We start from the raw sequence: 17916 nt of genomic DNA, 5'->3' as shown, positions 1-17916 counted from the left end.
AATATACAAATCGTGAAAATTGCCGTATTATCGACAGTAAAGAGTTTATACTCAACTCGTCGTCTCGTAGAAGCCGCACAACAAAGAGGACACGAATGCGTTGTCATCGACCACAGTAAATGTTATGTAGGTATTCAACAAGGTAAACCCAGTATTCATTACAAAGGACAGGATCTGAGTGATATCGATGCCATTATTCCGCGGATAGGAGCATCGGTAACATTTTACGGATCAGCTATTGTTAGACAATTTGAGGTGATGGATGTTATTTCCGCTAATCCCAGCCAGGCAATTACGCGATCTCGGGACAAATTGAGGTGCCTGCAGATTTTATCCGGTGCAGGAATCGGACTCCCAATTACGGGATTTGCACGTACAGCCTCTGACGTAGACGACCTTATTAGCATGGTTGGTGGAGCTCCATTAGTTATCAAATTGTTAGAAGGAACCCAGGGTATTGGGGTAGTCCTTGCAGAGACAAAGAAAGCCGCTTCATCCGTTATCGAAGCATTCTACGGCCTTGGCAATAACATTTTGATTCAAGAGTTCATCAAAGAATCTAAAGGCTCTGATATTCGCGCATTCGTGGTGGACGGCAAAGTTGTAGGTGCAATGAAACGTACGGCAAAGGAAGGCGAATTTAGATCAAACATCCATCGTGGCGGTACCGCACAAATTATCCGTTTAAGTAAGGCTGAGAAAGACACAGCGATTGCCGCTGCAGCACAGTTAGGGCTTACGGTATGTGGCGTTGATATGATCCCTTCTGATCGCGGACCTTTAGTACTCGAGGTTAATTCATCTCCTGGTTTGGAAGGCATCGAGAAAGCGACCAAAAAAGATATTGCCTCAGAAATTATACAATATATTGAGAGACAATATGAAGCGAAACAGGCTCAAATGCCTAAAGTTGTCAAGAAAAAGAAAAAAAGAGAAAGTAAATTATAAGATTACCGAATCAGCAACTAAAAGGGTTGTCAATTTGGACAACCCTTTTTATTTCTAAAGACCCTAAACTCAACTAAATCCAGATTTCCAATACTCTTTAAATTCGGTTACCATTACGTCCAATTTTTACTTATCTTAGGCTAAATTAATGAATTAATGAAAAGATTTAGCCATCTTCTATTTGCCTTTGTACTCGTACTAGCTGCATTTTCCTGGTCTTTTAGCCAAACAACTATCCAAAAAACAGCATCACCAAATTGGCTCCGCCCTACTACAAAAAAGCCCATAAAGCCAAATTTGGATGATATTAGTGATGGATATTACTATGAGTTAATCGAACATCAAATAAACTTAGCTACCCAAACAAAATATTATAAGGACATAAAAGTTCTATTTGATCAGACTGGAATCGAAAATCTGGGACAAGTCCAGGTAACCTTTGATCCGCATTTTCAAAACCTTCAACTACATGAGTTAAAGGTTATTCGGAACGGCAAAGATATCAACCTATTACCGCAGGCAAAATTTAAGCTCCTTGCCTCCGAAACAGAGCTTTCGAGATCCATTTACAACGGAAGTCAAATGGCCCATTATGTTTTGGAAGATTTACGCAAAGACGACAAGATTGTATTTGCTTATTCAATAATAGGTGTAAATCCGGTATTTGAACAGAAATTTTTCGACAGCTATTACTTACAGGGATATGAACCTACAGGTCTGGTTCATCTCAACTATATTGTACCCAATGGTCGCAAACTTCAGTTTAAAAGTTTCAATGGCGCACCTGAGGCACAGCAACAGTCAACAGGAAATACAACAAATTTTTTCTGGGAGCTGACGGCGGACAAAACGGTTCAGTACGAGGATTATAGTCCGTCGTGGTACAGCCCTTTAAAATATATCCAATGCTCGGAATTCAATACCTGGCAGGAAGTTGATCAATGGAACCGTAAAATTAATCCTATTCCACAAATAGCAACGACAAGTACACTTCAAGCCTTCGTCAATCAACTTTGGAAAGAGTCCAACGGGCAACCCTATGCGTACCTGAAAAAGGCCTGCGACTTTGTACAAAATGAGATACGCTATATGGGTATTGAGATGGGAGAATATTCGCACCGGGCAAATGTTCCAGAAAAAGTATTTTCCCAGCGCTACGGCGATTGTAAAGATAAATCAATGCTGCTGGCCACAATGCTCAAAAACAAGAATATTGATGCAGGACTCGTATTAGCCAATACCTATAAGAATAGAGGCCTGCAGGAAGAACTTCCCTCGCCTTATGCTTTCAACCATATGGTTATTGAAGTTAATATTAGTGGACGGTCCCAATATATTGACCCAACCATAACTAATCAGGGTGGAGATATCAAAAACAGGTATTTCCCAGCTTATGGAAAAGTACTCTCGACTATGGGTAGTGGAAAGCTTACAGACGTACCGCAGCATATTGTCGGCAATATTAAAGTCAAGGAAACCTTGACGATGGAAGGCAAATTTGAGGCTACCCTTGATGTCCACACAACTTATGTTGGAAATGAAGCGGACGATATGCGTACTTATATTCAAAGTAGTGCAAAAAATGACATACAGAAGCAATACTTGGAGTATTATGCCAAGATCTATCCGAAGATCAATAAAATTAGTCATATACAATACAAAGATGATGTGGAGAACAATATTGTGGAGATCATCGAAAAGTATAAAATAAAAAACATTGGAAAGACAGAAAGCGGATCTACTAAAAAATATATTCCTTTGTTGGGAACAAATATAAATGACAAGCTTCCAGAGATTATGGAGGATCGTATTGCTCCCCTAAGCCTTTCTTTTCCAACAGATCTAACCTACGAAATGTATATTGTCAACAAAGGGAAAAAAGAATTCGGTAATTATAGAGACAATAGTTATTTCGACCGCACTGCGTATGTTTTCGGCAAAACACTGGAAGTAGAACAGGATAGTATTAAGGTTGCATACACGTTAAGTTTCCACGAACCCTTTGTCGAACAAAAAGACCTGAAACAGTATTATGCAGATTTTGCAGATCGTGATCATATCTTTTATAATGGCTTCTATCTTGACAATGACGGATATGTAACAGATGGGATAACTGATCTGAGTACGCCGGCATCGGCGGAAGACTTTAATTGGTTTGTCCTGATCCTATTCGTTCTTCTGGTGCCAGCTGTCATCTGGTATATTGTTAAAAAGTATAATAAGACCAAAGCTTTTATCATCAAACCTTATGACGAGATTTATCACGATCAGATCGGCGGATGGATGATCATACTGCTTATTGTACTATTTATAAATATATTGACCTTATCCGGTATATTTATCTTCCAACAGTCTTTCTTTAGTTTAAATACTTGGCAAGCGGTAGATCAACTGGAAGGTGTTTCCCCCGTTCTATACAGAACTTTACTATTATTGGAAATAATCGGTAATATATTGATACTGTCTGGATTGATTTATAGCTGTATCCTTCTAATTAAGAGAAGGGATATTTTCGCTCAGACCTTCTTTATGGTTGCACTATTTATGGCCATATTTTGTACACTAGATGCAATTGCAGGCTATTTTATGTTCAAACAATACTTGAATAAAACCGATGACATATTTACCAAATATGAAGATACGATAAGAACTATTATCTTTTTCTGTATTTGGGGAACTTATGTCTATAAATCGGAACGTGTAAAGGGTACCTGTGTTCGCCCATATCAGAACGATCAGATTATTCCCAAGGCTGCGACAGAGCATCCTTTTGATCAAGACTTTCTAAAGCCTTATTCAACGATGAAACAAGGAGAAAACGAAGCTGGGGCGGAATTTCAATCCCAGGGGGATACAGTTGCTCGCAGTCATCCCGAGGACGATCAAGACAAACCGTAGCTACCATTTTCATAAAAAAGGGTTCTGTAAATAATATACACAACCCTTTTTTATGGAAATCTGATTTACATTATTTCATTTTCATCACCATATTATCCGCGCCTTCAGTAGACACTTTTACCTGACCAGACTTGTTCTTCGTAGACTTATAATGGACATGGTTTTTGACTCCCTCAATTTGAACAGTCTCTACTGAACCAATATTAACCATATTGTCTGCCCCCTCTATCGTCACCGTTGTAATGTCATTCCCTGTTACAGTATTCCCCTTCCCCTCAATAATCAATTTACTTACATTGCCACGGATTACAACTTTATTGTCAGCACCTTCTATTTGTACAATCTCCCCCCCTTTGGCCTCTATCGTACGATTATTGTTCACCCCTTCAATTGAGATAACTTTTCCCTGCTGATTAACCACATCGTTCGTTAGAGCCTTCGAAACTGGCTCTTTGGCCGCCATCACCAAACTTCCGATCAAAAGAAGTGAAAATCCAAATGTAATTGTTCTTAGTTTCATAATGTTATGTTTTCTACAGATCAACAAAAATCAAACCTAATTTCAAATCTAAAAGAGCTATAAGTTGTAATATACAGCGTCACTTGCATCAAGAGTATAATTGGGGAGTAAGAACTAAAATGAAACATAGCATTGAATTGGGTTTACCTGGCACATAACGTCCCAAAAAAGATACAGTAACCGTCATAACAAAAAAAGGAGCCTTTTAGGCTCCTTTAATATCTCTAACAAATTGACAGCGGATTAAAAACTCTATTTTACTGCGTCTACAACTGCTTTGAAAGCTTCTGGGTTATTTAAAGCTAAGTCAGCTAAAACCTTACGGTTCAAACCAATGTTTTTAGCGTTTAATTTACCGATCAATTGGGAATAAGAAATTCCGTGTTGACGAGCTCCAGCGTTGATACGTTGAATCCATAAAGCTCTAAACTCGCGTTTTTTGGTTTTACGATCGCGGTAAGCGTATTGTAAACCTTTTTCTACTGTATTTTTAGCAATAGTATAAACTTTGCTACGTGATCCAAAGTAACCTTTTGCAAGGCCTAGGATTTTTTTGCGTCTTCTTCTAGAAGCTACTGCGTTAACCGAACGTGGCATATTTTTAAAATTAGTTTGGTAGAAGGTGTCATGTATTTCAATGAACTTACAACCTTATACCCGGTTAAAAAATTATTATTAATAAAATCGAATAAAACTTATTTACCGATAGCAAGCATACGTTTTACGTTGCCCATATCGCCATCAGATACATAACTTGTTTGTGTTAAGTTACGTTTACGTTTTGTGCTCTTTTTTGTCAAGATGTGGCTTTTGAAAGCGTTTTTTCTTGCAATTTTACCTGTTCCAGTCAATTTGAAACGTTTCTTTGCGCTGGAATTGGTTTTAACTTTTGGCATAATACTTATAAATTTTATATCAATCTGTTAGAATTCTTATTATTTTTTAGGAGCCTTTGGAGCTACTGTTAAAAACATGCGTTTACCTTCTAATTTCGGTAAAAGCTCTACTTTACCGTAATCCTCTAAAGCCTGAGCAAAGCGTAACAACAAGATTTCACCTTGATCCTTGTGTACAATAGCACGACCTTTGAAGTGTACATAAGCACGAACTTTCTCTCCACTTTCAAGAAACTTAATCGCATGCTTCAATTTGAACTCAAAATCATGCTCACCAGAGTTAGGTCCGAAACGAATTTCTTTAATAACAGTCTGTTTTGCATTAGCTTTGATTTCCTTTTGTTTCTTCTTCTGTTCGTAAACAAACTTACTGTAGTCGATAATCTTACAAACCGGCGGTACAGCATTTGGCGAAATCTCCACTAAATCAAGTTCCAACTCATCAGCCAACTCTAACGCTTTGCGCGTAGGGAAAACTCCTTGCTCCACATTATCTCCTACCAAACGTACCTCAGGTACTTTGATTAACTCATTAATGCGGTGATCTGGTTCTTTCTTTCTCATTGGTGGTCTTGGACCACCGGGTCTTTTTAATGCCAAATGTTTAAAAATTAAACGGTTATTTCCTTAATTAATATATCTCTAAATGCCTCAGCAGTCATAGTTCCTAATTCCACTGAGCCATGTTTACGTACAGAAACTGTGCCATTTTCCACCTCTTTTTCCCCTACAATCAACATATAAGGAAGCTTTTTCACTTCGGCGTCTCTGATTTTTCTGCCCACTTTCTCGTCACGTAAGTCTATCAGTCCGCGAATATCGGAATTATTTAGCGAATTCAAAACATTTTGAGCATATTCTTCATATTTTTCTGACACTGGCAAGACGATAAATTGCTCAGGAGCAAGCCATAATGGGAATTGTCCAGCACAATGTTCGATCAATACAGCCACAAAACGTTCTAAAGATCCGAAGGGCGCACGGTGAATCATCACAGGGCGATGTTTCATGTTATCACTTCCTGTATATTCCAACTCAAAGCGCTCAGGCAAATTGTAATCCACCTGTATAGTACCCAACTGCCATTTACGACCTAAAGCATCCTTCACCATAAAATCCAATTTTGGACCATAGAAAGCCGCTTCACCATATTCTACGACTGTCGGCAAGCCTTTTTCCTCTGCAGCTTCAATAATTGCAGATTCAGCCAAAGCCCAGTTTTCGTCAGTACCAATATACTTCGTACGATTCTCAGGATCACGTAACGACACTTGTGCTGTATAATCATTAAAGCCTAAGGCTCCAAAAACATAAAGTACTAAATCGATTACCTTTTTGAATTCATCTTTAACCTGATCGGGACGACAAAATAAATGGGCATCATCCTGAGTAAATCCACGCACCCTTGTCAATCCGTGAAGCTCACCAGACTGTTCGTAACGATATACAGTACCAAACTCTGCAAATCGAACCGGTAAGTCCTTATACGAACGTGGTTTTACTTTATAAATTTCACAGTGATGCGGACAGTTCATTGGTTTTAACAAAAACTCTTCTCCTTCGATCGGAGTCTTTATCGGCTGAAATGAATCCGCGCCATATTTCTCATAGTGTCCAGAAGTCACATATAACTGCTTATGTCCGATATGCGGAGTAACAACAGGCTCATACCCTGAGTTTAACTGTGCTTTCTGTAAGAAGTCTATCAGCTTTTGACGTAATGCAGCACCTTTAGGCAACCAAAGAGGCAAACCTGCACCAACTTTTTCAGAAAAAGCAAAAAGTTCCAACTCTTTCCCCAGTTTACGGTGATCGCGTTTTTTCGCCTCTTCTATAAATTTCAAATATTCTGTAAGCTCCGATGCTTTAGGGAAAGTAACACCATAAATACGTGTCAACTGTTTGCGAGACTCATCACCTCTCCAGTAAGCACCGGCAACATTAGTCAATTTAATCGCTTTGATAAACCCAGTATTTGGAATATGAGGCCCACGACATAAATCTGTAAATTCCCCTTGAGTATAGAAAGTAATCTTTCCATCTTCCAAGTCTTTGATTAAATCTAGCTTATACTCATCTCCTTTTTCAGTAAAGTAAGCCAATGCATCCGATTTCGAAACAGCTTTACGTTCAAATGTTTCTTTCCGTTTAGCCAGCTCCAGCATCTTGTCTTCGATCGCTTTAAAGTCATCAGACGAGAATTCACGATCACCAAAATCAACATCGTAGTAAAATCCGGTTTCAATCGCGGGACCAATACCAAATTTAATCCCAGGATACAATGCCTCCAATGCCTCAGCCAATAAGTGGGCTGAAGAATGCCAAAAAGTGGATTTGCCTTTGGTATCATTCCAGGTCAATAACTTGACAGTAGCGTCATTTTCAATAGCACGGGCAGAATCCCACACTTCACCATTAACTTCGGCAGCAAGGACGTTTCTTGCAAGCCCCTCCGAGATTGATAACGCAATCTCTGCAGCAGTGATCCCTTGTTGATACTCTCTTACGGAACCATCCGGTAGTGTAATTTTAATCATTTACAACTATGATCTTTAAATTGTTAAAAAATAGAAAACATAAAACAACATGTACAATTATGTTATTACACTTACGTTTTCAATAAATAAATTGTGACACAAATTTAGTAAAAATTCTGATAAAATAACAGGAGTTTAGCGCTATTCAACGCATTATACGGGTATAACTACTAGCCCCGCTCCTGACCTCTGTTCAAACACACCGATTTCATCAGCTTTTACATTCTCATCATTGCAGTTTAAAACGAATTGATAATCTGATCTTATTGATCAACAGCTCCTCTCTATTGTCCCGATGTACATCCCAACAATGAATGAAAATCAGGTTATATACTAACAGGGGTATAGCAGGGGGTTAACAGGGGTATAACAGGGGATTAGCAGGGGTAAATCCCTATTAACCCCTTGTTACCCCCCTGTAAAAAGAGTATTGTTTCGCTGTTAATAGAAAACATCGTATAAACCTGATACCATAGTGTCGGTAAACAATGTGCTTTGCTTAAACATCAACCTAAAAATAAAAGGGATAAAACAGATTATTACCAGCAACTATATATAAAAAAATGACAGGACAGCTACTTAAAAGCCACAGGACAAATTGAGCATCTCATTAATATTTGCTACCTTTGCAGACTGAAATTTAAACTATGTCAAATCAAGTACCAGAAGACGGAACACTATTGCCCTTAATGGAAGAATTTTACACTATTCAGGGAGAAGGCTACCACACCGGGACTGCTGCTTATTTCATACGATTGGGTGGTTGCGATGTGGGCTGCCACTGGTGCGATGTAAAGGAAAGTTGGGATGCATCTATCCACCCCCTTACAACCGCAGATTCGATTATCGAAAATGCAAAGAAATATCCGGCAAAAACAGTTGTCATTACGGGTGGCGAACCACTTATTTATAATTTGGATTACCTAACAAAAGGACTTCATGAGGCGGGCATTAAAACGTTTATTGAAACCTCAGGTGCATATCCTTTGAGTGGCGAATGGGACTGGATATGTTTATCTCCAAAAAAATTCAAAGCTCCACGTAAAGATGTGTTAGAAGCTGCTGGTGAACTTAAAGTTATCGTTTTCAATAAAAGCGATTTTGCATGGGGAGAAGAATACGCACAACTTGTAGGACAAAACTGTAGATTATACCTTCAACCTGAATGGTCGAAATCTAAAGAGATGACACCTTCTATTATTGACTACGTAAAAGAAAACCCTAAATGGGATATTTCACTACAAACACATAAGTTCTTGAACATTCCTTAATCGTGCAAATGCACGATTAAATAGACACATAAAAAAGGCCTTCGATAGTTTCGAAGGCCTTTTTTATAAATAATAAATCTATATTAATGCATGTACTTTAAAATCACTTCACATAGGTCTTTAAAAAAGCTTCCAGGTCTAACGTTTTCGTTTCTTCACCCTCCTTCTCCCGGACCAGAACATTTCCAGCATTATCAGCATCTAAAAATAATAAGTTCGCCTTTAATAAAATCTTCCCATTTTCATCCAACAATCCAACTTTTCCATTTTCAGAGAACATCAAATAATTGTCTAAAAATTTACTGATATTTTCCTTTTTGTCAAGCAGAACTTTCCCTTCCTGTGTGATCAATCCAAAATTACCATCTTTCTGAAAAATAGCCAGTTTTTGATTTGCAGGCGTAAGCCAGTCAAACCCTTCTTTATTCACCTTTCCTCCTTTCTTATCCAACAACCAGAAATAATTATCTTTATCTGAAACAATAGCAGTCTGCTCATTAAAATAGGCTAAAGAGAAAAGAGAGCAAGGCAACACGTCTTCTCCCGCTATGCTTTTTATACCATAATATTCATCATTGGTATCTTTATCCTTGACCATCGTCCATTTAAGTGATTTTTCCAATGGAAAAGTATCTTCAAACAAACTCACATCTTCCCCTTCACTCATATTCCCTCCCCCTGAGATATCAATCACCTTTGCGTTTTTAGGGAGTGCAAAATCTGTCACAGACGATACATTGATCACTTTTGTTGTTTCAAAACCAAGGTCATTATTTTCACCCAAAGACAATTTGAGCACACCTCCAGGCAAATCATTGATAAATGAAAATGCTGTCAGATAATAAGTGGGCACTGCTTCCGAATACCATACCGTTGCTACCGCGGAATCGGCATGGTTTTTTATAAATAACTTTGCTTTCTTACAGGTAATTCCCGCTATCGATTCGATCTCGCCCATATCTTGCAGCTGCACATAAGGCCCTTCCGACTCCCCTAACTTCGTACTGACAATCTTATAGGATGGACTGTATGCTTCGGCAGTAACAACATCATCTCCAACCGAATACGAATATGTTTTTGCTAATTTTCGATTTAAAATAGCATGTGCTTTTTGATTCACTACAGTGGAAGAATAATCGGCATCAGCCAAAATCTCCACATTCCGATAAGCCATTTTTCCTTTCAAAAATGGCTCATAAAACTCTTTTGCAAATTCCGGAACTTCATTTTCAAATTTTTCAGGGGAAACTTCACCTTTAAACACCAACTCCATCTGCCATTGCTTATCTTGTGCATAGGTTGTCGAAATTGATAATCCAAATAATAGTGCAACGTTGAGTAAATTATTCATAAGAATGATAAATATGTAGCTAAATAACAAAAGACAGACCAAAAAGCCTATCTTTTACGCTATTTTTTTATTTATTTACTTTTTTCGCTTCATATTTCCATAAAAAGCAAAAAAAAGACCACTAAGCAAAATATACTACAATTTAATCATCTGCCTAGTTTTCACCGCTTCGTCACATGCCAAAGCAATTCGTAGACTATTAACAGCATCTTCCATCGAATCTGAAAGGTCCAAATTATCTACAATCGCCTGCTGAAAGAATAACTGCTCCCGGTTACATAATTCCTGATGGTCGGGCTCATCAGATAAATTGACCCACTCATCGACCTTCGTAAATTCATTTGCCGCATTTAAATCGGCATAATGTACGCGAAGGCTTTCTGTTTGTGTATGGGATGCTACCGAATCCGATTTACCTTCATCGCTTGCTTTATTTGCGACAATGGAAACTGCCCCCTTAGGTCCAAAAACATCCTTTACAAAAAAAGCGTTCTGACTAACCATTGGTCCCCATCCAGCTTCATACCATCCTACGGACCCATCTTCAAAATGCAGCTGCAATTGTCCGTAGTTGTAGTTCCAAGCAGGAATCTCATCGGTTAACCGCGCTCCGATTGCAGATACATACAATGGTTTCGCACCCACCATTTGACACATGACATCAATATAATGAACTCCACAGTCAACAATGGGACTTAAACTAGCCATTAGATTTTTATGCACATCCCACATATACCCATGGCTCTGTTGATTGAGATTCATACGCATAACAAGTGGTTTTCCCATCGTTTTAGCTATTTCAATAAATTTGACCCATGAGGGATGATATCTCAAAATATATCCAACAACCAATTTTTTATCATATTTCACTGCTGCATCGACGACCTCCTGCGCGGAAATCACATCTTCAGCTAAAGGCTTTTCAATAAAAACATGAGCACCAGCCTGAAAGGCTTTTATAGCATACGCTTTGTGTGTATCCGGATAGGTCGCTATACAAACGGCATCCGGCCTCGTTTCCTGAAGTGCATCCTCATAAGATTCAAACAATTTATAGTTGCCGCCCAATTGTTCATTCAGTTTACTTTTGCTCTCCCCACGAGCTACTAGCCCCACAATTTGAAAGCCATCTAAATCGTGATATGCCTTCGCATGAGATGCGCCCATATTTCCACATCCAACAACCAATATTTTAATAACCTGTTGCATCATTTTTTCTATTTCTATATTATTTCTTTAATCCATCTAAAGCAAAGGCTGCTCCTGTTCCCAGTACAGCACCTGCTAACACATCGGAGGGAAAATGTACGCCCAGATACATCCTTGAATACCCCACGCTACTCGCCCATAAAAGCGATGGTGCGACGACGTACCACTTTGAGTAAGCCCGAGACAAAGCAGAAGCAGTAGCAAAAGCAGATGAGGTATGACCAGACGGAAAGGAATACCCACCGGCCGTACGAACCGATATGAAATTAGGATATTTTTTAAATGGCCTGCTTCGCTTAAAAATATGTTTTAACCCAACATTCACGAGCGCTGTTACAGCTGTACTACTAGCAACATACAAGGCATTCTGACGCATTGCCTTATCATCGTTGACCGCACCTGCAACCAGTAAACCTACAGGAACGGCTATCTGAACATAGTTATTGATATCAGAAAGCACTTTAAATGTTTGTGTTTGTGGCGCTGTCCGAGTCTCGGCTATGGACTCCAATATACGGATATCTAACGTAGACGCTGGCTTTTCCTGTCCAAGGACAGGACCACATAGACAGTTAATCCAACAAATAAAAATAAAAGCTAATCTTTTCATCAAACAAATAATCTATCTAATTTATAATCCCTTTGAAACATGTACCACTAAACACATTCCTCCTATTTATTAAACAACAACTTATACTCCCTACTACTGCAACTCTTATTCGCTACTAACTTAGTATGTCACCCCCAATTCCTAAAAATAAGAAAATTTATGTGAGTTGTCAGCCTATAAAAAGCGTTTCGATTGAACAAGATTTCACAACTTGCTATTTAAAGTAATTCAAACAGCCTACTATAAGGATAGGAAATCAGCATTACCTTTTGTCTAAATTATGGTATATTCCCCCAATCAACAGCATTGTTTTCACATTTTTTTCAAGAAAATTGAATTCATTTCAACAACAAGTCCATTGGGATAAGAATTTTAAAATGATAGTCTTGCATTTCCCATTAATTTACTATACATTTGCTTGCAGTTATTAATACAAACATGGTTTATACTTACGTACATCATTTTCATTTGCATCATCGCCATTGTGGCGATATGTTAATTTAATGTGTTCTTACGTAGAATACCTTCCCTCTTGTTTGATTTCTTATTATTAATAATTTACTGCTAACATTTATAAAGCGTTGAAAAATCTTAAAATTGCTATCCAAAAATCGGGTAGGTTAAACGAAAAATCTGTTCAATTACTGAAAAATTGTGGTTTAGACTTCGAGAACTACAAAAGTTCTTTAATCACAACTGTTGGGAATTTCCCACTGGAAATATTATTTCTGAGAGATGATGATATTCCGGGATATGTGGAACAAGGCATAGCCGACCTGGGCATCGTCGGTGAAAACATCATCGATGAGACCGAATCCAAAGTAGAATACATCAAACGGCTTGGTTTTGGAAAATGTACATTGAAACTGGCTATTCCCAAAGATAGCACCATCCAAGATATTAAAGACCTTAACGGCAAAGCAATCGCAACCTCTTATCCAAATATCCTAAAGAATTTTCTAGACGATTATAAGATTAATGCAGACATCCGTTTGATATCCGGCTCAGTTGAGATTTCACCGGGCTTGGGTCTTAGTGACGCGATCTGCGATATCGTATCTACCGGAGGAACACTAAAAAGCAACGGTTTGAAACCTTTTGCTGATGTCAAAAATTCAGAAGCCATTTTGGTTGGAAGAAAGGGATTAGAAGGCAATGAAGTTTTGACCGAATTAGTACAACGTATCGAATCTGTTCTTTTAGCAAAAGAAACTAAATATGTGGTATTGAATGTCGAAAAGAAAAATTTGCCAGCCATCACTTCTTTATTGCATGGTGTTAAGAGCCCTACGGTTGTTCCACTGGCAGAAGAAGGTTGGGTAGCCGTACACACCGTTATCACTGAAGATGACTTTTGGGATAAGATCAATAAGTTAAAAGCTGAAGGTGCCCAAGGTATCGTTGTGATGCCCATTGAAAAAATCATTCTTTAAACTTGATGCACTTATACAACCATGTTAAAAAAATATGATTACAAAACGTTAGGAAAAACCGAAATCCAGCAACTGGTCGCTAGGAATACGGATCCAAACAATGCAATACAAGAGGTTGTCCAGGAAATTATTCAACAAGTACGCCACCAAGGTGATATCGTATTACGCGAATATGCGGCCAAATTTGATAAAGTTGAACTTGACAGATTATATTTAGACGAGGAAGATATCGACGCACTGGCATCTACCATTGACCGCGATCAACAAAGAGCATTGGAAATCGCGTTTCAAAATATACATAAATTCCATAGTACACAATTAAAAAGGGAGCGCACTGTTGAAACGATGCCCGGCGTAAAATGCTGGCGCGAGGTTCGTCCCATTGAAAAAGTTGGCCTTTATATCCCAGGGGGATCAGCAGTTTTACCTAGCACACTTTTAATGCTCGGTATTCCTGCGAGAATAGCTGGATGTAAAGAGATTGTCGTTTGTTCTCCTCCACAATCCAATGGAAAAATAAATGGCTTTGTTGCTTTTTGTTTAAAATTACTTAAGATAAATAGAATATACCTCGTTGGAGGCGCTCAAGCTGTTGCTGCTATGGGGTTTGGAACAGAGACTATACCAAAAGTCGATAAGATATTTGGCCCAGGAAATCAGTTTGTCACAAAAGCAAAATCCATCATACAGGGCCTTGCAAATGTTAGCATTGACATGCCTGCGGGGCCATCCGAAGTACTGGTCATCGCTGACGAGTCGGCTAATCCAGCATTTGTCGCCGCAGATCTTTTGGCACAGGCCGAACACGGAGCCGACAGTCAAGCTGTGCTGGTTGCAACTTCCGCGACTATAGTTGATGCCGTCAACACAGCATTAGTAGCCCAATTAGCGGTTTTGCCTCGCAAGGAACTTGCTGCAAAAGCGATTGAAAATTCCTATGCAATAACTGTCGAGAATCTTCAGGAGGCCATACAGTTTTCAAATGACTATGCGCCAGAACACCTTATTTTGGAGACGGACCAATGGGAGTCCTTAACACGCTATATCAGTAACGCTGGTTCGGTTTTCTTAGGTCACTTAACCCCTGAAAGCGCAGGAGATTATGCCTCAGGTACAAATCACACGCTGCCTACATCAGGCTATGCACGCTCCTACTCCGGCGTATCAGTAGATTCTTTTGTGAAAAAAGTTACTTTTCAGCATATAAGCGAAACTGGACTTCAACAAATCGGGTCGGTAGTTGAAATACTCGCTGAACTCGAAGGCCTGCAAGCGCATAAAAATGCGATTTCTATTCGGAAGAAATAATAAAACATAAACTCTTGATATCACACAAAAGGCTTTACGATGTAAAGCCTTTTGTGTGATACTGATCTTTCGAATATTCATGACTAATGTTGACTGCATTACCTTCCGAAGGTGTCATAATTATCCGTTGCATATTTTTCAAATCTAGTCAGCAAAGCTATATTATCTTTTTCTAAGGGGCTTAAGTCTGCAGACACATCTTTTGAAATAGGCACATACCAATCTACAGGTTCAAAAAACTGGCGAATGCTAGGTTTGGTAAACGCATAGCCATGTCGGGCAAAAATCGTATTCCGAATAATCTCCAGATCTAATTTCTTGAGGTTTTTAAGGTCTTTCTCCGTCAACTTTTGTTTAGATGCATTTACAGTAAAGACCGCAGGGGATGCCGATCGATAGTATTGAATAATGTAAGTATAAGTTGAATCTCCATCCACATCAGTTTCCTCCTTTCTTTTTTCGTTAATCCAGTCGACCAAAGTTCCGTCTTCTCCATCCTGATTTTTTAGCATCAGATTTGGATTATAGGCGAACTGCTTTTTCAACAATTTAAAGCTTCGCTTTTTAATCTTTACCCCTTGGTCATATGCGGTCCAATTGCCTATTAAGGTATCGTGATTAAGCTTAATTTCAAATCGCCCGTCGGACTTTTTGTCGCCGGGTTCATCCAATAATAACCGAATATCGGCACCATTTTCCTCCAATTTCCCCACAAAAGAGCGCAGATTTCCTTTGACAACATTCTGTCCGAAGATATTACCCTTATCCGTAATTTTTTTTATGGTCAAATTTATCTTCGGAGAATAATCTGTTGTGGGCAGCCCTTCTCCTTCCTCAAGAGTACTTTCATCCACAACAAATTCGCCCACCCAATTGCCATAAAGTTCCTGATGTGCCTCAGCTTCGGCCACAACAGTATCTTTTGTTTCGGTGGCTTCATTCTTTTTGCTTTTCCCGTCCTTACAACCAAGGATTGCTCCAAGCATTAACATTAAACAAAGGTTCTTCCTCATAATTTATGATTTTTTTGATAAATAATAAATTCCGCCAACAACAAATTAGGGCCCCACCCCAACCAGGCAATAATTTGATAGAGATCCATCGGATTAGGCTGAAACAGGTATACTAAAGCAAGCTTCCAAAAACGTAGGGTAAGTGCAGAACAGGTTAAGGCAAAACTACGGATCATAAAATCACGGTGTTTATCAAATTTTCGCTGACTCGCCAAACGAACTGCCCGCCAGGTGAAATAAAACCATCCAAGCCCCAATAATTCAAATGCAATAATAGAGGTTAACCCGCCATTTGCCACGGATCCAATAAGCAAACCTGAAGGAGCGGCAAAAACCAAAATGGCGAATACATACAAATACCCGATACTTCGATGGACTCGCGGATATTTATTCAATAGATAAGTATTAAACTGCGTAAAGCCGGCAGGCAAGGCAAAGATAGCTGTGCAGACATGGACATAAAATACGTAGCGATACCACCAAAGTTCTTCAATTTCCGTTTGTTTAATCATCAGGAAATTCGCATCGAGTGAGAACCCACGATAGCGAAGTGTGATTTCAGCCATCAGCATACAGCTATAGGCAAAAATTAAAAGCCAAAATCCTTGCAATATCGAAAATTGAGCTTTTTTAAACATATCGCTTTCTATTTACTCCGGATCGCTTCTACCGGATCCAATCGAGAAGCCATTAGGGCCGGAACAATACCTGATATGAGACCAATAAACGTCGAAAGCGAAACGGTAAGCATAACCATTTTTAAACTTACGACAATAGCAACGCCAGTTGCAGCTTGCACTAGAAACGCCAAAAAATAAACAACAACGAGGCCTATCCCTCCCCCCAACAAACATAGTACGATAGACTCAACTAAAAATTGTGAAAGAATAAAGAAATTTTTAGCCCCCAGCGCTTTCTGGATTCCGATGATATGTGTACGCTCTTTGACACTGACAAACATGATATTGGCAATACCGAAGCCACCAACCAAAATCGAAAAAATACCGATTGAAAAACCCGCAAGATTAATTATCCCAAAAAGCTGATCCAGCGCACCTGTAATCATTGTTGTCTGGTTAATGGAAAAGTTTTCCTCCCGTTGTGGCGATATACGACGAATCGAACGCATGAGTGTCTTCGCTTCGCTCTCCGCCTCGCCAAGCGTATAGTTCGATTTAATAACCATCGCTATGCTCGGTGAGAAATTATCATAGTTGACCAAATTTCTCGCAAGCTCAAATGGAATAAAGGCGGTATCATCGGGGGAGGTATTGATCAATACACCATTTCCTTCTTTCTTTAATACACCGATAACCTGAATTTTTCGGCCTAACATATTAATATATTTGCCAACAGGTTCCTCATTAGGAAAAAGCCCTTCCGCAATATTTGCTCCCAACACAGTTACAAGAGCTCCACCCCTCGACTCGCTTTCAGCAAAGTAACGACCATCCACAATATTCAAATTTTGAATGTACAGGTTCTCATAGGTCGCTGCATTGACCGATGAGCCTTGGGCCGAATTATTCTTATATTTTATAGTCGTATTACCAATATTGATCATATACGCCATATACTCGGCTGTCGTCATCCGACTCTTCAAATCCAGGTAATTATTGTATGTAGGTTCAGGTCTATTCAAGTATTTCCACCAAGGGAAATTTGGACCTCCATCCCAGGGCCATTTCTCAATATAAAGTGTTTTGCTACCGATCTTCTTTACTGATTCCTCTATATTATTCCGTAGGGTATCTACCGCAGAAAATACACCAATAATCGTAAAAATACCGATGGTCACACCCAACAGCGATAGTAAGGTGCGAGTACGATTGTCTTTTAATGCCGAAAAAGCAAACTGACAACTCTCCAATATCAATCTAAAAAATAGCATAATTGTATTCTAAAATACAATATAGTTTTGA

Annotated in this window: 16 protein-coding genes; 5 read left to right on the top strand and 11 right to left on the bottom strand. The window is 39.0% G+C overall.

The features are described from left to right. The first annotated feature begins 12 nt into the window (after positions 1-12). Both rimK and L1283_RS10140 read left to right on the top strand, forming a co-directional pair. A complete protein-coding gene (gene rimK / locus L1283_RS10145) occupies positions 13-948 on the top strand; it encodes a 30S ribosomal protein S6--L-glutamate ligase (protein ID WP_046674465.1) in 936 nt (311 codons plus the stop codon). A 156-nt stretch (positions 949-1104) separates the two neighbouring features. After that, positions 1105-3846 (top strand): DUF3857 domain-containing protein, encoded by a 2742-nt coding sequence (locus L1283_RS10140; protein ID WP_145327020.1) that lies wholly within the window; start codon positions 1105-1107, stop codon positions 3844-3846. A gap of 70 nt (positions 3847-3916) precedes the next feature. Here L1283_RS10140 and L1283_RS10135 read toward each other — a convergent pair whose 3' ends face one another. From L1283_RS10135 to thrS, 5 genes are all read right to left on the bottom strand, one after another. Further along, positions 3917-4366 carry a DUF3060 domain-containing protein gene (locus L1283_RS10135; protein ID WP_088162191.1) on the bottom strand — a complete coding sequence of 150 codons (450 nt, stop codon included), beginning with the start codon at positions 4364-4366 and terminating at the stop codon, positions 3917-3919. A gap of 252 nt (positions 4367-4618) precedes the next feature. Continuing rightward, positions 4619-4963, bottom strand: a complete 345-nt coding sequence (gene rplT, locus L1283_RS10130; protein ID WP_046674462.1) for a 50S ribosomal protein L20 — start codon at positions 4961-4963, stop codon at positions 4619-4621. A 98-nt stretch (positions 4964-5061) separates the two neighbouring features. Then, positions 5062-5262, bottom strand: coding sequence for a 50S ribosomal protein L35 (gene rpmI / locus L1283_RS10125; RefSeq protein WP_002993964.1), 201 nt, complete (start codon positions 5260-5262; stop codon positions 5062-5064). A 39-nt stretch (positions 5263-5301) separates the two neighbouring features. Beyond that, on the bottom strand, positions 5302-5862 hold the full coding sequence (gene infC / locus L1283_RS10120; RefSeq protein ID WP_075993338.1) for a translation initiation factor IF-3: 561 nt from the start codon (positions 5860-5862) through the stop codon (positions 5302-5304). Between the two features lie 11 nt (positions 5863-5873). Beyond that, complete coding sequence (gene thrS, locus L1283_RS10115) at positions 5874-7799, bottom strand: threonine--tRNA ligase (RefSeq protein ID WP_112376148.1); 1926 nt, start codon at positions 7797-7799, stop codon at positions 5874-5876. 647 nt (positions 7800-8446) lie between these two features. Here thrS and L1283_RS10110 point away from each other — a divergent pair. Further along, entirely contained in the window at positions 8447-9070 is a 624-nt protein-coding gene (locus L1283_RS10110; protein WP_075993340.1) for a 7-carboxy-7-deazaguanine synthase QueE, read from the top strand. A gap of 103 nt (positions 9071-9173) precedes the next feature. Here the strand turns inward: L1283_RS10110 and L1283_RS10105 are convergent, their stop codons facing one another. From L1283_RS10105 to L1283_RS10095, 3 genes are all read right to left on the bottom strand, one after another. After that, positions 9174-10421 carry a hypothetical protein gene (locus L1283_RS10105; RefSeq protein WP_088162193.1) on the bottom strand — a complete coding sequence of 416 codons (1248 nt, stop codon included), beginning with the start codon at positions 10419-10421 and terminating at the stop codon, positions 9174-9176. 135 nt (positions 10422-10556) lie between these two features. Then, the gene (locus L1283_RS10100) at positions 10557-11633 is read right to left on the bottom strand and encodes a Gfo/Idh/MocA family protein (protein WP_232475557.1); all 1077 of its coding nucleotides are present in this window, start codon (positions 11631-11633) and stop codon (positions 10557-10559) included. Between the two features lie 16 nt (positions 11634-11649). Then, positions 11650-12240, bottom strand: coding sequence for a phosphatase PAP2 family protein (locus L1283_RS10095; protein WP_088162194.1), 591 nt, complete (start codon positions 12238-12240; stop codon positions 11650-11652). A 581-nt stretch (positions 12241-12821) separates the two neighbouring features. Between L1283_RS10095 and hisG the strand changes: the two genes are divergently transcribed. Beyond that, positions 12822-13673 carry an ATP phosphoribosyltransferase gene (hisG, locus tag L1283_RS10090; RefSeq protein ID WP_075993344.1) on the top strand — a complete coding sequence of 284 codons (852 nt, stop codon included), beginning with the start codon at positions 12822-12824 and terminating at the stop codon, positions 13671-13673. Between the two features lie 21 nt (positions 13674-13694). Continuing rightward, positions 13695-14981 carry a histidinol dehydrogenase gene (gene hisD / locus L1283_RS10085; protein WP_075993345.1) on the top strand — a complete coding sequence of 429 codons (1287 nt, stop codon included), beginning with the start codon at positions 13695-13697 and terminating at the stop codon, positions 14979-14981. Positions 14982-15079: 98 nt separating this feature from the next. On the opposite strand, the gene L1283_RS10080 is transcribed toward hisD, so the two are convergent. From L1283_RS10080 to L1283_RS10070, 3 genes are read right to left on the bottom strand one after another with little or no spacing between them, the layout of a single operon-like run. Next, complete coding sequence (locus L1283_RS10080) at positions 15080-15994, bottom strand: YARHG domain-containing protein (protein WP_075993346.1); 915 nt, start codon at positions 15992-15994, stop codon at positions 15080-15082. Then, positions 15991-16632, bottom strand: coding sequence for a DUF2306 domain-containing protein (locus tag L1283_RS10075; protein ID WP_286849604.1), 642 nt, complete (start codon positions 16630-16632; stop codon positions 15991-15993). Before L1283_RS10075 ends, L1283_RS10080 begins: the two co-directional genes overlap by 4 nt. An 8-nt stretch (positions 16633-16640) precedes the next feature. Next, positions 16641-17885 carry an ABC transporter permease gene (locus L1283_RS10070; protein ID WP_172840710.1) on the bottom strand — a complete coding sequence of 415 codons (1245 nt, stop codon included), beginning with the start codon at positions 17883-17885 and terminating at the stop codon, positions 16641-16643. Positions 17886-17916: the final 31 nt, after the last annotated feature.

This window comes from Sphingobacterium sp. HSC-15S19, from assembly GCF_050433745.1.
GTDB classification, from domain to species: domain Bacteria; phylum Bacteroidota; class Bacteroidia; order Sphingobacteriales; family Sphingobacteriaceae; genus Sphingobacterium; species Sphingobacterium siyangense.
The sequence above is the reverse complement of the archived record's forward strand: the minus strand, read 5'-3'. Positions and strand labels throughout refer to the sequence as shown.

Excerpts from the sequence above, each read along its gene's own strand:
- L1283_RS10075 (WP_286849604.1), bottom strand. The coding sequence starts at position 16,632 with ATGTTTAAAAAAGCTCAATTTTCGATATTGCAAGGATTTTGGCTTTTA.
- L1283_RS10135 (WP_088162191.1), bottom strand. The coding sequence starts at position 4,366 with ATGAAACTAAGAACAATTACATTTGGATTTTCACTTCTTTTGATCGGA.
- hisD (WP_075993345.1), top strand. The coding sequence starts at position 13,695 with ATGTTAAAAAAATATGATTACAAAACGTTAGGAAAAACCGAAATCCAG.
- rpmI (WP_002993964.1), bottom strand. The coding sequence starts at position 5,262 with ATGCCAAAAGTTAAAACCAATTCCAGCGCAAAGAAACGTTTCAAATTG.
- L1283_RS10110 (WP_075993340.1), top strand. The coding sequence starts at position 8,447 with ATGTCAAATCAAGTACCAGAAGACGGAACACTATTGCCCTTAATGGAA.
- L1283_RS10070 (WP_172840710.1), bottom strand. The coding sequence starts at position 17,885 with ATGCTATTTTTTAGATTGATATTGGAGAGTTGTCAGTTTGCTTTTTCG.
- L1283_RS10100 (WP_232475557.1), bottom strand. The coding sequence starts at position 11,633 with ATGATGCAACAGGTTATTAAAATATTGGTTGTTGGATGTGGAAATATG.
- L1283_RS10080 (WP_075993346.1), bottom strand. The coding sequence starts at position 15,994 with ATGAGGAAGAACCTTTGTTTAATGTTAATGCTTGGAGCAATCCTTGGT.
- L1283_RS10105 (WP_088162193.1), bottom strand. The coding sequence starts at position 10,421 with ATGAATAATTTACTCAACGTTGCACTATTATTTGGATTATCAATTTCG.
- L1283_RS10140 (WP_145327020.1), top strand. The coding sequence starts at position 1,105 with ATGAAAAGATTTAGCCATCTTCTATTTGCCTTTGTACTCGTACTAGCT.
- L1283_RS10095 (WP_088162194.1), bottom strand. The coding sequence starts at position 12,240 with ATGAAAAGATTAGCTTTTATTTTTATTTGTTGGATTAACTGTCTATGT.
- thrS (WP_112376148.1), bottom strand. The coding sequence starts at position 7,799 with ATGATTAAAATTACACTACCGGATGGTTCCGTAAGAGAGTATCAACAA.
- rplT (WP_046674462.1), bottom strand. The coding sequence starts at position 4,963 with ATGCCACGTTCGGTTAACGCAGTAGCTTCTAGAAGAAGACGCAAAAAA.